General features: G+C 37.6%; 12 protein-coding genes. 1 reads left to right on the forward strand and 11 read right to left on the reverse strand.

All coding sequences use genetic code 11. The features are described 5' to 3' along the window. Positions 1 to 60: 60 nt before the first annotated feature. Genes ND812_RS05990 through ND812_RS06000 form a run of 3 tightly spaced genes read right to left on the reverse strand, consistent with a single transcriptional unit; the run spans position 61 to position 3,597 of the window. Positions 61 to 1,107, reverse strand: coding sequence for an alpha/beta hydrolase (locus ND812_RS05990; protein ID WP_265374698.1), 1,047 nt, complete (start codon positions 1,105 to 1,107; stop codon positions 61 to 63). Beyond that, positions 1,107 to 2,636, reverse strand: a complete 1,530-nt coding sequence (locus ND812_RS05995; RefSeq protein WP_265374699.1) for a DUF2779 domain-containing protein — start codon at positions 2,634 to 2,636, stop codon at positions 1,107 to 1,109. Before ND812_RS05995 ends, ND812_RS05990 begins: the two co-directional genes overlap by 1 nt. Further along, positions 2,605 to 3,597 (reverse strand): helix-turn-helix transcriptional regulator, encoded by a 993-nt coding sequence (locus tag ND812_RS06000; protein ID WP_407658462.1) that lies wholly within the window; start codon positions 3,595 to 3,597, stop codon positions 2,605 to 2,607. Before ND812_RS06000 ends, ND812_RS05995 begins: the two co-directional genes overlap by 32 nt. A 63-nt stretch (positions 3,598 to 3,660) precedes the next feature. On the opposite strand from ND812_RS06000, the gene ND812_RS06005 reads away from it, so the two are divergent. Continuing rightward, positions 3,661 to 4,428: an LIC13411 family adhesin gene (locus tag ND812_RS06005; RefSeq protein WP_108959844.1), complete on the forward strand. Its 768-nt coding sequence runs from the start codon at positions 3,661 to 3,663 to the stop codon at positions 4,426 to 4,428. Between the two features lie 5 nt (positions 4,429 to 4,433). On the opposite strand, the gene ND812_RS06010 is transcribed toward ND812_RS06005, so the two are convergent. From ND812_RS06010 to ND812_RS06045, 8 genes are all read right to left on the reverse strand, one after another. Further along, entirely contained in the window at positions 4,434 to 4,796 is a 363-nt protein-coding gene (locus ND812_RS06010; RefSeq protein ID WP_100715639.1) for an LIC13410 family lipoprotein, read from the reverse strand. 31 nt (positions 4,797 to 4,827) lie between these two features. Next, on the reverse strand, positions 4,828 to 6,081 hold the full coding sequence (locus ND812_RS06015) for an MFS transporter (protein WP_265374701.1): 1,254 nt from the start codon (positions 6,079 to 6,081) through the stop codon (positions 4,828 to 4,830). Between the two features lie 3 nt (positions 6,082 to 6,084). Further along, positions 6,085 to 6,765 carry a biliverdin-producing heme oxygenase gene (locus ND812_RS06020; protein WP_265374702.1) on the reverse strand — a complete coding sequence of 227 codons (681 nt, stop codon included), beginning with the start codon at positions 6,763 to 6,765 and terminating at the stop codon, positions 6,085 to 6,087. Between the two features lie 80 nt (positions 6,766 to 6,845). Beyond that, positions 6,846 to 7,976, reverse strand: coding sequence for a hypothetical protein (locus tag ND812_RS06025; protein WP_265374703.1), 1,131 nt, complete (start codon positions 7,974 to 7,976; stop codon positions 6,846 to 6,848). Further along, the gene (locus ND812_RS06030) at positions 7,973 to 8,749 is read right to left on the reverse strand and encodes a GNAT family N-acetyltransferase (protein ID WP_265374704.1); all 777 of its coding nucleotides are present in this window, start codon (positions 8,747 to 8,749) and stop codon (positions 7,973 to 7,975) included. Before ND812_RS06030 ends, ND812_RS06025 begins: the two co-directional genes overlap by 4 nt. Before the next feature lie 185 nt (positions 8,750 to 8,934). Continuing rightward, positions 8,935 to 10,671 carry a hypothetical protein gene (locus ND812_RS06035; protein ID WP_265374705.1) on the reverse strand — a complete coding sequence of 579 codons (1,737 nt, stop codon included), beginning with the start codon at positions 10,669 to 10,671 and terminating at the stop codon, positions 8,935 to 8,937. After that, positions 10,658 to 13,489 carry a DNA polymerase I gene (gene polA, locus ND812_RS06040; protein ID WP_265374706.1) on the reverse strand — a complete coding sequence of 944 codons (2,832 nt, stop codon included), beginning with the start codon at positions 13,487 to 13,489 and terminating at the stop codon, positions 10,658 to 10,660. The genes ND812_RS06035 and polA overlap by 14 nt, the downstream gene beginning before the upstream one ends. Then, entirely contained in the window at positions 13,486 to 14,592 is a 1,107-nt protein-coding gene (locus tag ND812_RS06045) for a glycosyltransferase (protein WP_265375914.1), read from the reverse strand. Before ND812_RS06045 ends, polA begins: the two co-directional genes overlap by 4 nt.

Genomic DNA, 14,592 nt, shown 5'->3' on the forward strand with positions numbered 1-14,592 from the left:
TCTAGATGTTGTCCTTTATAGTATCGAATCTTTCTGTGTCGATTCTTGAATGGAAGTGAGTTAGATTTTTATTTGTGAAAAAAATCGCAACATGGCCTGGAATAGGTCATCTTCTGCTTCTTTTGCCTTGGGGATAAGGCCTGATAATTGGATATAACCATGAACGAGGGAAGGGAAATGCCTTTCTTCCACTTTGACACCTGCTGTTTGGAGGTGTTTGGCATAGGTTTCGGCCTCTTCTCGCAAAGGATCAAAACCAGCAATGCCAATGTAGGTAGGTGGAAGCCCTTTTAACTCTTTGGTTTCCGCTAAAACGGGAGAATTCTGAATGAGGGATCTGTCTTTGGATTGAGGCAGATAATTTTGGATGAACCATCTCATGAGGGACTTTGTTAAGACATAATTTTCACCAAAGAGTTCATACGTATCGGATTCTTTGGAAGTATCAAGCATGGGATAAAGTAATGCTTGGTAAATCGGTGCTTGGACATTGCTTTTTTTGGCACGCAAACAGAGGGTAGTGGCAAGAAGGGCTCCCGCACTGTCCCCACAGACCGCAATGGCCTTGGGTGAGCCTCCAAAGATATAAGCAGAATTGCGGACATATTGGTAGGCAAGCCAAGCATCTTCATGAGCAGCCGGATAGGGGTGTTCAGGTGCTAACCTGTAGTCCACAGCAATGACGATACTTTTTGTATAATGAGACAATTTGCGACAAAAGGAATCATGTGTCTCCAAATTGCCGATCGTGAGTCCACCACCATGGAAAAAAAGAACAGTTGGTAAGTTTCTCTTCTGTGGATTTGCATTGTAGACACGAATGGGTATAAAAGAGGCACTGGGTGTTGGGATGAGTTTGTCTTCGATATGAGCAATAGGGAATTCTGTTCCTTCAAACAATTTCATTTGGTCCCGGTAGTGTTTTCTCGCTTTTTCGGGACTCATTTGTTCCATTTTAGGAAGGAACTTTGCAATGTTACAAGCAAGTGCACAACGTGGATCCAATACATTGGTTTCGTTTGAGTTGTTCTTTCGTGTGAGAGTGGATATCCAATTCTCAGGTAAGGAAAAGACAAACTGTGCGACTGATTTTTTGATACCTAACATTAAATAACCGATAATCTTTCTTGTAACATTCTATAGATTAAAAACAAACCATAACTATCTAATTTGCAGTAAGCTATCAAATCCTCCAAAACACGTTTTTTTTCTTCGGCTGTCACCTGCTTTTTTATTAATCTCAAATATTGGTAATTGGCATCTTGTCCTTCACGGATTGTAAGTCCAAAATGGCTTTCGTCACTAAAACAAGGTAGGATTTCCTTAAGAGATGCTTTCCCATTTTGGCCTGGATGGTAAATCCAAAGTTTTTTAAATGGCAAAGCAAGGTCGATAAACATCGATTTGACTGAATCCCAAAACTCTAAGTACTCTGGGAAGACGGTTGCAGATTCCTGGATGATCAATTTTTCAAAAAAATCATTAAACGAGAAGATCGTAATGCCTTTTGGAAGGTCATTTTGTAGATGTTCCATCAAATTCTTTCTAGGATCACTTCCCAAATCATCATGTAAGTACGTTTTGTGCGTTAAAGTATCCGTTTCCCTGTCCCAAATGTGAAGGGAATATAAATAGGGGATGTGTTGGAAGGGTTTTGTCTCGGGATAAATTGGGAGATAAGGATTGATGGATTCAAAATCAAGGAAGGCAACAGATTTTGTCACATTAGATAGGTATTGTGAAAGTGCCGCTGTATCAAAATGTACTTTTCCTGAAAGATGAGACTCTTTTTGGATTTTTTGAATGGGTGAAAGTTCTGAATCGGGCACAGATTCGTACGAACTGTACCCTGATTGAAACCATTGTTTTGCCAACTCAGAACTGTCTCTGTAATCAAAAACCTCCTTTGCGGATTCTTTTCCTTTGGCACAGTGGGAAGGTGACAAACAGGTCTTTAAGGAACGGCAACTTGGTTTGTTCTCAAGAAATGAATAAGGAAAATTACCTTCGTTTCCAGTTTGGATGGTTTGTAAAAATAGATTCCACTCTTCTTCTCTCACACCAAACTCTGATTCCATTCGGGATGTTACATCATCAATGAGTAAATATTCTTCCGATGGAATTTCACCATCTTTATACACAAATTTAGTTTGGATCCGAATGAGTTTAAATCCAAGGACGCGGTAACCTAAACCTTCTACCAATTTTTGGTAAAAGAAAAAGGACCGAAGGATGTCTTGTTTGATGGAACCAATCGGACGAAAATCCCAAAGGATCCAACCATCTCTCTCTTTTTCGTATTCCATCAATTCGACACTGCCCACAAAGTTTTGGAACCGAAGTTGGGAACCAAAATGTGAAATTTTTTGTTTTAAATAATTGGAAGATAACTCAATCGATTCTTCCCTGTTAGTCGATTTTTCTACGGTTGGTGTGCCAGGAAATAATCCTTTGCATAACGAAAGAAAATCTCCCCATTCTAAATAACCACCGAAGGATGCGGTATTTGGTTTTTGTATGACCCCATCATGGATCAAATGGAATGCATTCTGGCATTTAAGAGCTTGTAAGTATAATGATTTTGTAATAGGAGTCAAAGGGTTATCAAACGGGTTGGTATAAATTTTCCCATTCATTTACATATTTGGCAAATGTAGTTTTCCATTCGGAACTACACTCAACTAATGCTTCTGGTAAGATTACAAAAAATTGGAACAATGCATTTTGATTTGTTGTTATTACTTTGTATTTGTTTTCAATGTTTTCGTATGTAACTCCTTCCAAAAAGGATTTCCATCTATCTTCATAATTTGTATGAATCGTGAAATTGATTTCTGTTACTGGATGGACTTTTAGAGAAAGAGGATGAAAGTTTAAATCTTCCTTTGTGATTTTCAAATTCGAAAAAAACTCTTCTTTGGTTTCTTTTTTTACAGTGATTCTGGGAAGGATAAAACGTCGTAGAGATTTTTTACCTCGGTCATAGGCTAACACATAAAAGTCTGTTGTGTTTTTTCGGATCAAACGGTATGGCTCAATGGTTCTTTCTTTTTCATCATACCCATATACAATGGTAATTGCTCGTTTGTCTTTGATGGCTTGCAGGATTTTTTCTGTGTTGGTTGTATCAACTGCATTATCATCCGAATCAATAGGAACAAATTGTTTTGTTAGATTGGGAATCAAATCCAAATGATGTGAAAATAGTTTTTGTGACAAACTAATGAGTTCTTTTGATAACTCAGAACTAAATAAAACTTTGGATAAATACTCTAATTCTTCTTTGGAAAATTTTAATGAACGATCAATGGATTCTTTTTCAATGTAATAGGGAAAAAAATCTTCTGATTGGTATCCATATTGAGCCACTTTGATATTAAATCCAAGGCTCTTTAATTGGTTTAGGTCACGGTATAATTTTTTACGATCCGATTCGATGTCTTCGTTTTTATAAAAACGTGGCATGATGTTGCGAAATTTCTGGAAACTAATTCCTTTTGGTTCGCGTAAAAGGTTGAACAACAAACTGAAAAGGCGGACCTCAGTTTCGTTCATTTTTTTTACTTCAATCATGGGAAAATCTTCAAAAGAAGCCATATCTTCCCAAAAAGTTTGTTTTTTTGATTCCGAAAAGTAGAAAATGAAAAAAATTGGAAAAGAATGCGTTTCATCGGCCCAATCATTTGCCTCGTATTGACAGTCAACTGTGCCACTTATTGGAAAAATCGGAAAAATGATCTGAAAGATATTGTTACCGTAGGAGCTGAAACTCCGATGTATGGAGCAGCTGTTAAAGTAGGGCCTCTTCCTATTGGATTTGTATTCCAAGGTGGCGAATCAGAAATGGGAAAACGCGATTTAGGTCGTGGTGTTGGAATCAGAGGTGGAGAAATTGGTGGGTATCATTCCCAACAACTCGTCTTTGGTATCTTAGGTGGAGAAAGTTTCCATTCAGGTTCTCCTGTTCTTGATGCTAAGGGCAATTGGCTTGTGGATAAAAAAGGTATCCCCCTCACGAATGATGAAAGGTCCAATTTAAAAAGTTATAAGATGAGATATTATTCTTATTTTTATGATCCCGTCAAAGATAGAAAGGTAAGAAAAAAAGAACACTTTAGGCGAGAACTTACGAAAGACATCGTGGCAAGCACAGGTCAAAAAGAATTTTTAATTTACCTTCCCAAAGAAGATTTAAAACCATTTGGGTATCCTCCCGGTTATTCATGGAACGTCGAAGTAGTTGGTGGTGTGTACGGAGGAGCGAGAGTAGGATTTAATATTGCCGAAGCTTTTGATTTTTTGTTAGGATTTACCACCGTTGATTTGTTAGATGATGATGTGGAAGGAAAAGAAAAACCAAGTTTCCCTGGTTTTCCATTCCCAGCCCCTACCGACCAAGAAAACGAAGAAGAATCGGAAGGACCTTAATTCAATTATAGTTTGAAGTCTTTTGCAGTGATTTTGTTTTTAGGATCAAATGTTAACTTTAAAAACTTCTCTACTGTTTCTGGTTTTTCTTTGAGAGTGTAATACTGTTCTGGAACATCACGGTCTTCTGCAAAGTACCAAGTCATGACTGTTCCACTTGGATCAATTGATTTTTCAGTTGGTTTGCCGAGGACTGCTTCTGTTTTCACCAATCCATCACCTACTTTGATCATATCAATTTCAAGTTTGCGAAGTGCAGTGTGTGGGTGAACTTTTGTGCTTCCTGCTTGTACTTTGTTTCCTGAGGAACAAGCAACAAGGAATAACACGGATGTAAGTGTACTAAGGATCAATAATCGTTTGAACATAAACCTTTCCTAAAATGGATTCGGAAAAATTCTACAGGATTGGATCTGGATTGGCAAGTGTAATCTTTTCTCTTTCTTCATCGATTCGGTTGATTTTACTCAAAATCTTTTTAAAAAATGGAATTGTCATAAAAACAAGTCCAATCTCTAAAAATCCAAAAAAGAAAGAAAGGGCGGAAAAACTGTATTCTTGGGGTAAGAGGGAATTAAAAACGGACTGCATTTGCACAGAAACAATCGGACCTAACATAAAGCCAAGGGAACCCACACCAGTAAAAGCCGACATAGTGGTGGCTGTGAGTCCAGGTTTTGACATCTTACTTGCAAGCATCATAGATGGAACAAACATCACACCTGCTCCAACCCCACAGATGAGTAAAAAAATAAACAAAAACCAAAAATCATTAGTTGTTCCCGATAATCCTAAAAACACACCGTAAATCGTAGAACCAACAAGAACAAGTGGTAAAACACCTGTTTTGCGAGACAACAACGCTGACGGATAGGACAATAAACTCATCGGAAAAAGCACAAGTCCCAAAAACACACCCAACATCCCTGGGTGGAATGCTAACGTTTCCCTCAAATGGATGTTAAATGAAGAGATAATAAAGCCAACTGTAAAACGATCGATAAAATTAAATAAAAATGGAACAAAAAGGAATGGGTTTTCTAAAATTGCTAATTTTAAATCATTTAACTTAAAATCTTTTACTTTGTGGATTCCTTTGTCTTTTAACATGAATAAACTCATGATACCAACAAAAACTAAAATACCTGAGCCAACGTAAAAAGGTAATAGCGGATTACTCCTACCTAAAATTCCAAGAGGCATCCCAAAGGCTCCACCAAGGGATAAAAACATTCCCGTGATTCCCATCAGAATTCCTTTGCCATAATAACGTTTGTTTTTGGGATCATTTTCCTGGTCAGCAGCAGAACTTAAGAGTAATCCAATAATGAAAATGTGGGATGCTCCTTCCAAAAAACGAAGGAATAAAAATAACCCCATATCTGTAACGACAGTTAAAAGATAAAATAATCCAGCGTCCAAAAAACAGAATAAACTGATGAAGTATTTTCTGTTTTTAAAACGATCAGAAATGATTCCCGCAACTGGAGCAAATAAAAAAGAACCTAACATGGGTATGCTTGTGAAATAAGCAACTTCCCAGTTGGATCCGAGCAGGCGGTCCTTAACGATATCTTTGACAACGGGCACAATCATTGTGACCGGTAACATCGATAAAAAAACTAAAGTTACGAGTGTATACGGGAATCCCAAAAATTAACCTGCTGGTAGAAGAGTTTGGTAACGTTCCATTCCAATATTTTGTTTCAGATCGGAATCAAGTTCCATAAACAAAAATTTATTCAAATCAAACGTAGTTTTTGCTTCTTCTAGTAGTTCTGTTTTTTGTGAATCATTCAAAGGCAAAGTATCCAAATTTTGGCGATAAATTCCTTTAAATGCCATTAAATCTTCGATCTCTGGAAATTCATAAAAAGCAGTTCCTTCATTCCCTTCCAGACCAAATGTTTTTGCCACTACTTTTTTAATTGCCTGGCCACCAGATAAATCTCCCAAATAACGCACGTAAGCTTGTGCTACTAAAAGTTCAGGTTTGGAATTTGCAATTTTACGAATATGATCGATGTAGTTTTGAGTCGCTTTGGAAACTTCTCCGCGAAGTTTTGTGCCAAACTTCTTTTGAAAACTGGAGATATCCTCTAAAAGGGCTTTTTCACGAAAAAGGTTTGGGAAGTACAATTTGGATAGGATGGGATTGTCTTTATTTTGGCGGTAGAGGTCTTCCATGACTTGGTACACTGCGTGTAAACTTTCCAACTGGTAGGTGTAGGTTTGTGCGTCCAAACCTCCTCTGAAAATCGCACGGATGTAAGGTACTTTTTCCGTTTCCTCGTGTTTTTGTGCCGTTCCCTCTCGTAACATCATCGCAACTGACATAATGACTCCTTGTCTCTGGATGTGAGAATCAATCTCATATATGACACTTCCCTGACAATTGGGAGAACTGTCAAAGAGAATTAAAGGGAATCTTCTTGGTTTGTTGAATTCCAGAATTCGAGTGGGGTGGACTTTCTTTGTTCTGGGTAGAGGAAATAAGAGAGGAAAAAAATCAGGATCGAAACAACAATCCCGATGGTGGCAAGGACAACGTCTTTTCCCACTTTACGGAAGGTATCTAGATATGGGAGGTCCTTGTAGGTGATGACATTTAAAATGATCTCACGACCAGCGAGGAGGCCAAGGAAAGCCCAAGTGGTGGACATTGGGATATTGCTAATTGCTTGGAAAAAAAATAACAAACTTCCATATACCAAATCGACAATCGTGGCGGCCTTCGCCCATTGGATGTCGGATTTTTCAGAAACCACTTGTTGGATGGTGCCACCATTGGTTCGGATAATGACGAGAAGGGCAAAGATCAAAATGAAAACGGCAACAAGGAATTCAATCAATCCTAATTGTCTGGGAAGGAACACTGCGATATTGGCTGTGTCTTGGAAAAGCCATGCTACCCAAAGGTACATCGTTGATAACCATTGCAAACGTGACCAACGCCTTTCGGAAACAGGGTCTGGAGTGTGGACCTCATGGTATTCATGTGGGTCAACTTTGACTAGAATGGCCCAAACCGCAATGGCTACGAGGAAGGCAAGTCCATACCCAAAAAAAGATTTGGTTAACATTTGGTCGATGCTTTTGCCACCAAACAAACCTAAAACGAGAAATGTTGTGGAGACAGGTGCTCTAAGCCTAGTGATGACAACGAGTAAAACAGGTGCTAGGAGTTGGAGTAAGTTGAATTCTTTTGTTTCGGGAATGGAATCCAATCTATGGAAGTGGATTTCTCCGCCATGGAAAAACCAAGCAAGTAAGTGCACAAAAAATAAAAGACCACCGAATACGAGGATCTTATGGAGCCAATGGACTGACTTTTTACTTTCGATAAAGGTCCCGATGGTTTGGACTGCATCATTTCCTGCCACAGAGAATGATGCAATCGCAAAGGAAAACCATCCGAGATAATACCGAGGAATGCCCAGGAAATAACCAGCTGTGATCCCGATCACTAAAACGAAGGCAAAAACGAAAAAACGAATTTGGTCTTGTTTTGTTGGGTGCTGGTAATCAATTTCCTGGTTTTGGCTCATGCATTCATGTAGTGTTTCGCATATCTCTCCGTAATTTCCTTGCGGTCGAAAAGAATGAACACGTCTGTAGTACCAAAAACAGAATCCAGTGCAGGAATTCCACAGATTTTAGCACCTACTCGGAGGTATCCTTTCAAAAGTGGAGGGATATTTTTGGAGATTGATTTCGGATCTTCTACATGAAAATTAGCATCAAAACCTGGAAGAACGTAATCAGGATTTGGATACACACGAAATTCTTCTGGTGCAATTGCATCTTTCGCTTTTAAAAATCCATAAGATTGTGATGCTACAGAAACATCAGTGGAGTGGATGGAACCACAACCCATGAGATAACGAACATTATGTTTGTTCATGAATTCTGCAAGGCCTTGCCATAATAAAGAAATTACAGAACCATCTCGGTATTCAGGGTGAACACAAGAACGTCCTACTTCAGCAATTTCATCTGGAAGGTTGTAAATGGATGTGATATCAAATTCGTTTTCGCTGTAAAAACCGATTCCTTTTTTAGCATTTTGGCGAGTGAGGATACGATACGTTCCAACGATTTTTTTATCTTCTGTAGATTTATCAATTACGATTAAATGGTGGCAGTATAAATCATACTCATCACGATCTTTTCTTGTAGCAGAAGATTGTGGCAGACCTTCTCCCATTTCCAAGTTAAACACTTCATAACGTAACGCGAGTGCTCTTTCAATTTCGAGTTGGTTTTCTGCTAAACGAACTTCTAAGATTCGTTCTGTTTTACTGATTGTATTTGGTTTCATAGGATTTGTTTTCCTCTTGTTTATCTTCATATTACGCTAAAGGATCTCGGTTACGATTATGTGACATTCCAATGAAATTCCAGGAAAGAATGTGGAAATCGATTCATTACAAATCGGTGACACAGTTCACTCTTACAGGAGACAATCTAAAAGAATGGTTTTCTTTTGAAATAAAGTAAAGAAATTTAATTCCAATTGGGTCCGAAAAAACGGGGAAACAATACTGAACAGTTATACGATTTTTCCCATGGACTATATAGTCTAAAGGAATCTAACAATGAATACTTTAATTTTATGGATTCGGAATTTAGTTGGATAGGAACCGCCAAATACCCGTTCCACGAGCAAGCTTGATTCTCTGTATTGATAGCCTTAAATCCAGGGTGGAATTTCTGATTGATCACTAGGAGTTGCCCTTGGGGGAGTGGGCCAAAGCTAAAACGGTCTGGTTCCCAATTTGTGGGTTTGACAGATTGGAGAGATGGACTTAGAAAAAATTCTCCATGGTAATCTTTGGAATCATAAGTTACATTCAAGAAGGTAAACGTAAGGTTTTCGTAAATGTCATTGATCGATAGATTGGCTCTTAATGCTGGTAACATCCTGGAGTCTGATCCATAATCAGAAATCGAACCGATGGTGATCGGATAAATTTCTTGGTTATAGATGGTATGGGCAGGAGGTTGTAACACAAATATTTCATCCAAATACTTGGTATTCATTTTTCTTGTATCAATGGTATGGAGGATGAGCAAAACAAAGATCACAATCGATAGGTAGATTTTGAATTTGGGATTTGTTCGTTCCGTTAAGGATTTGATGTTTATGGCTAAACACCAAGTATACAACATAACAACACTAAGGCTCCAGCGCGGGTACACCCTTTCCTGGGAATAAATCGGCAATTGTTCTAAAAGTTTCACAGGTGAAACAGTATCTACATTACCAAACATAATCCAGATGGTAAGAAATAATAAACCGACGATAAAAATCATTTTACGTTTGGTTAAAATTAGGAGTGGTAATAAATAGAGTGGAATTTGGCCAAGATAGTTCCCATATTCCCAATAACGGTATTGCATTTGTGATAAGGATTGGGAAAGAAGTGGGTGTTGGGAAGTTCCAAAGAAGATAGGATACAAATCAGAAATGGAGAGTGGAAATTGGTCGGGGACAAAATACCTTCCTACATGGTGGACAAATAAAAACATAGGTATCCATTTGAAGGAAAGTACAACAAGAACCAATAGTGCAATTTTAGAAAATCGGATGAATGATTCTTTTGGATTGGATGCATGGTAAATTTCCCAACAGCATAAAAAGAATAATAAAAAAGTGGCTTGGGTGATTGTATAAATTGCACCTTCAGATAACAAAATGTAGGTGATTAAGATCACAAGTACAGGAATGCACTTACTTTTGTTTTGAATGGTGTACAAAAAATAAAAAAGAAACGCAGGCAAAAACAAACCTTGGACTTGGTTCATATGCCCAGCATAGAATTTTTGAAAAAAATATCCTGAGAATTGAAAGAAACAAACAAAGAGGATCGTTATGAGTTTCGAGGATTTATTATAAAGTTGGAAAGAATGGTAATTGAATCCTCCTGCGAGTACAAAATAAAATACGAAACTTAATTTTAAAGCAGTAAGGCTTGGAAATAGAATTGCCAGAAGATGAGTTAAACTTCCCAATTTACTCGATGGATTTTCCCAAACAGGAAACCCAGCTCCATAATAGGGATTCCAGAGTGGAAAACTGTGAAAGTCTAAATAGGATTTTCGTAAAAACTCAACATGAAATGTATACAAGTCCCAATCAAAACGACCTAGTAAATCGTTTGATTGGAAAACAATCGAAAAGTTCCAAAGGTAGAAAACAAAAAAGAATAAAAGGCCTAAACTTGACCTAATGTGCTTCATCCCAATTTCCACCAAACTTCCCTTGTGCGACAATTGGAACTTTGAGTTTCATTGCAGATTCCATTTCCTCTTTTGCCATTTGGTAAAATTCTTTTTTTTCTTTCGGATCAACTTCAAATACTAATTCATCATGCACTTGTAATAAAAGTTTGGATCGAAAGGATTCTTTTTGGATTTTTTCATGGATCCGAATCATAGCCAATTTGATCATATCAGCCGATGTCCCTTGGATGGGAGAATTGATCGCAACTCGTTTGGCACCTTCACTTACCATTTTATGGGTGGAGTGGATATCAGGAAGGTAACGCCTACGTCCAAGTAAGGTTTCTACATATCCATTTTCTTTGCAGAACTCAACGATCTCTTCCATATAGGTGGCAACACCTTTGTATGCGGCAAAGTATTTCTCTATAAATTCTTTTGCTTCTTTTCGGCTGATTCTCAAATTATTAGACAATCCAAAAGAAGTAACACCATAAATCACAGAAAAATTCACCACTTTTGCTTTATTTCGCATATCGGGAGTTACTTGGTCTTCGGAAACTCCAAATATACCAGCAGCAGTTCGTTTGTGAATGTCCGCTCCCGATTTGTATGCATCAATCATATTGGGATCATTGGAGAAATGAGCCATGATCCTAAGTTCAATTTGACTATAGTCAAGGGAAAGGATTTCATAGCCTTTTTTCGCAATAAATCCTTTTCGTAATAACCTTCCTTCTTCATCTTTGATGGGGATGTTTTGTAGGTTTGGATTGGTAGAAGAGAGTCGTCCCGTTGCTGCAATGGTTTGGTTATAACTTGTGTGGATCCGATTGGTTTTTGGATTCACGAGTGTTGGTAATGTATCTGTATATGTGGATTTTAATTTAGAGAATTTACGAATAGCCAATAAATCATCGATGATGGGATGAGTGCCTTGTAAAGATTCCAAAACCGAATGGTCGGTTGAATACCCAGTTTGCGTTTTTTTCTCAGCAGGCAATCGTAAGTCTTCAAATAAAACTGTTTGCAATTCCTTTGTAGAATTAACATTAAACTGTCTTCCCGCATAAAAATGAATGTTTTTTTCATGTTCTTTGATTTTGGTATCAAAGGTAACTGACAAAGATTCAAAGTACTTTTTGTCTACAGCAATTCCTTCAAATTCCATATCGGCCAATGTAAGTAGTACTGGCATCTCCATTTCATAAAACAGTTTTTTATGTATGCCTTCTTCCATTTTAGGTGCAAGGGCATTATGGAGTTGTAATGTGATGTCTGCATCTTCACATGCATATTCTGAAACTTTGTCTGGATCAATATCGTAGAGATTTTGTTTCTTTTTTCCTGTGCCAACTAACTCTTCATATGTGATGGTTTTGTAGTTGAGGTAATCAACAGCCATATCATCCATATTATGGCGTCGTTCTCCTGGATTTAAGAGATAGGAAGCAAGCATTGTATCAAAAAAAATGCCTTTTAATTCAATTCCATAATTTCTAAATACAAGTAGATCGTATTTAATGTTTTGGCCTAATTTTTTCCATTTTGTATCCTCTAACATTGGTTTGAGGATCTTAAGTGCTTCTTCTGCAGAAGGGAGAAGGTGGCTGTAAATGGATTCTGAATGGGAAAATGCAATGTAAAAAGCGACACCTGGTTCTTCCGAAAAGGAAATACCAAGTAATTCAGCCAACATCGGGTCTTGTGAGGTTGTTTCTGTATCAATAGATAATGGTTTTTTAGGATTTAGTTTTGAGATGATCTTTTTTAATTCATCAATGGATTGGATACGTTTGTATGATTGTTTGGCGACAACTGCAGTCGTGGAAACAGCAGATTTTCCTTTTTTGGATCCATCTAAAGAAACTTCTGAGATTGTTTCTTTTTTTCCTTTCGATGATTTTTTGGCCGCAGGAAATTCTTCTTTTGTATCTCCATCACTTACAATGGGAATCCCAGCTTGTTTTGCTAAATCACGATGGAGGACATTGTAACCTTCGTCCTTAAAATACTGAACTTTTTTGGGATCATGGTAGTTCGGTAATTTTAGATCCGACTTTTTGATGTCTAGTTTGAGATTGGTTACGATGGTTGCCAGTTTCCTGGATAAAAATGCATTTTCTTTTTCAGCAATGAGTTTATCGATAAGTGATTTGTTTTTGACCTTATCAATTTTTTTGTAAATGGTTTCTAAATCTCCAAATTCTTGGATGAGTTTTGCAGCACCTTTTTCTCCAATCCCTTTTACGCCAGGAATATTGTCAGAAGCATCACCTAGAAGTCCCATATAATCTGGAACTTGTTCTTTTGTGATCCCAATATTTGCCTTCACCCACTTGGGATCAATTTTTTCAAATTCAGATACACCCCGTTTCCCACGTAACATGTGTATGTTTTTGTCTAATACTTGGTATAAATCTTTATCACTTGAAAGTATGACTATTTCTTCAAATTCTTTTCCAAATTTTTTACAAAGAGAACCTATGATATCATCTGCTTCAATGCCATTGATTTTATACATTGGGAATTCCAATGCTTGTAACATTTCATAAATTTTATGAATTTGAGGTTTTAAATCCTCAGGCATAGGTTTTCTATGCGCTTTGTATTCTTCATAAAGATCGTTTCTTTCTAATCTTGTGCCTGGATCAAATGTGAAGGCTATATGGGTGACATGTTCATCTTGGAGCAGTTTAAAAAGCATCCTCCAAAATCCAAAAATAGCACCACTGGGTAATCCAGTTTTGGAATTGGTTAGATTAGAAGCAGCAAATGCAAAATAAGCCCGAAAGGCAAGTGCATGCCCATCAATGATTAATAATCTCCCACTCATTTGCCTTCTCCGTATAAGGAATCACCTAAAAAGGAATAATAAATTAATTTTGTTTTATCGATCGTTTTTGTAACAGAAAATCGCTTAACAGAATTTTTGTTAAAGTTTCCAAATTGGTCTCTAAGGTCTTCTGAAGAAACAAGTTTGTCGAGGCCTTGGGCAATCACTTCTGAATCTCCTACAGGGCAAACAAATGCACCTTCGTTATGATCCAACATTTCTCCAATCCCACCACCATTGGTTGCAACAATAGGCAAACTGCAAGCCATTGCATCTAAAACGGCTGTCCCTAGTCCTTCTTCCTTTGAGGTGAGTGTGAAAATGTCGAATAAGGAAAGTAAGGCGGGAATATCTTTTCTGTATCCAGTGAAAATGATTTTATCATTTAAATTTAAACTATCGGTGAGTGTTTTTAGTTTTTTTTCTAATTTACCTTCACCAACTATCAAAAGCCGAAAATCCAGATTTGTTTTCATCTTAGAAATGGCATGAATTAAGGTTTCTTGGTCTTTGTGGTCAACAAGGGCAGCCACATTTCCAATGATTACCGCTTTTTTGGGAATCTGAAACTCTTCGCGTAAATATTCATGTGCTGTAGGTTTCGAAAATCGTTTGAGATCAATCCCAGAATAAACGGTGATGATCCTTTCAGGAGCAATTTTACTACTCATCATCACTTCCTTAATTTTTTGAGAAACGGGAAGATAATAATCGTTAGCTGGGTGTTGGTATTTCCATCTTGAGAAAAAACTGTTTTTAGGTTTGAAGTCAACTCGTCTCGAAACAATGAGAGGAATGTTGAGGTGATTTCGTTTCGCAAGAAGTGCCAAGGTATGCGCGTGTGCAGTATGAGTATGAATGAGTTTTACGTTTTTAGATAAACAGAGGGATCGAATATTCTTATATGCTTTTCTATCCCATTCTCCACGCATCTCAATGGGAACAAATTCGTATCCATTGTCTTTGCATTTTGCTTCAAGTGGGGAACCTGGTTGGCCCACGACCATTTGTGGGATTTTGTAATTTGCCAAACCTTGAACGAGATAATAAAGCTGTTGTTCTCCACCGCGCCATTCGCGAGAAGTGTTGATATGTAGGATCAA

It is taken from the genome of Leptospira limi (assembly GCF_026151395.1).
Lineage (GTDB): Bacteria > Spirochaetota > Leptospiria > Leptospirales > Leptospiraceae > Leptospira_A > Leptospira_A limi.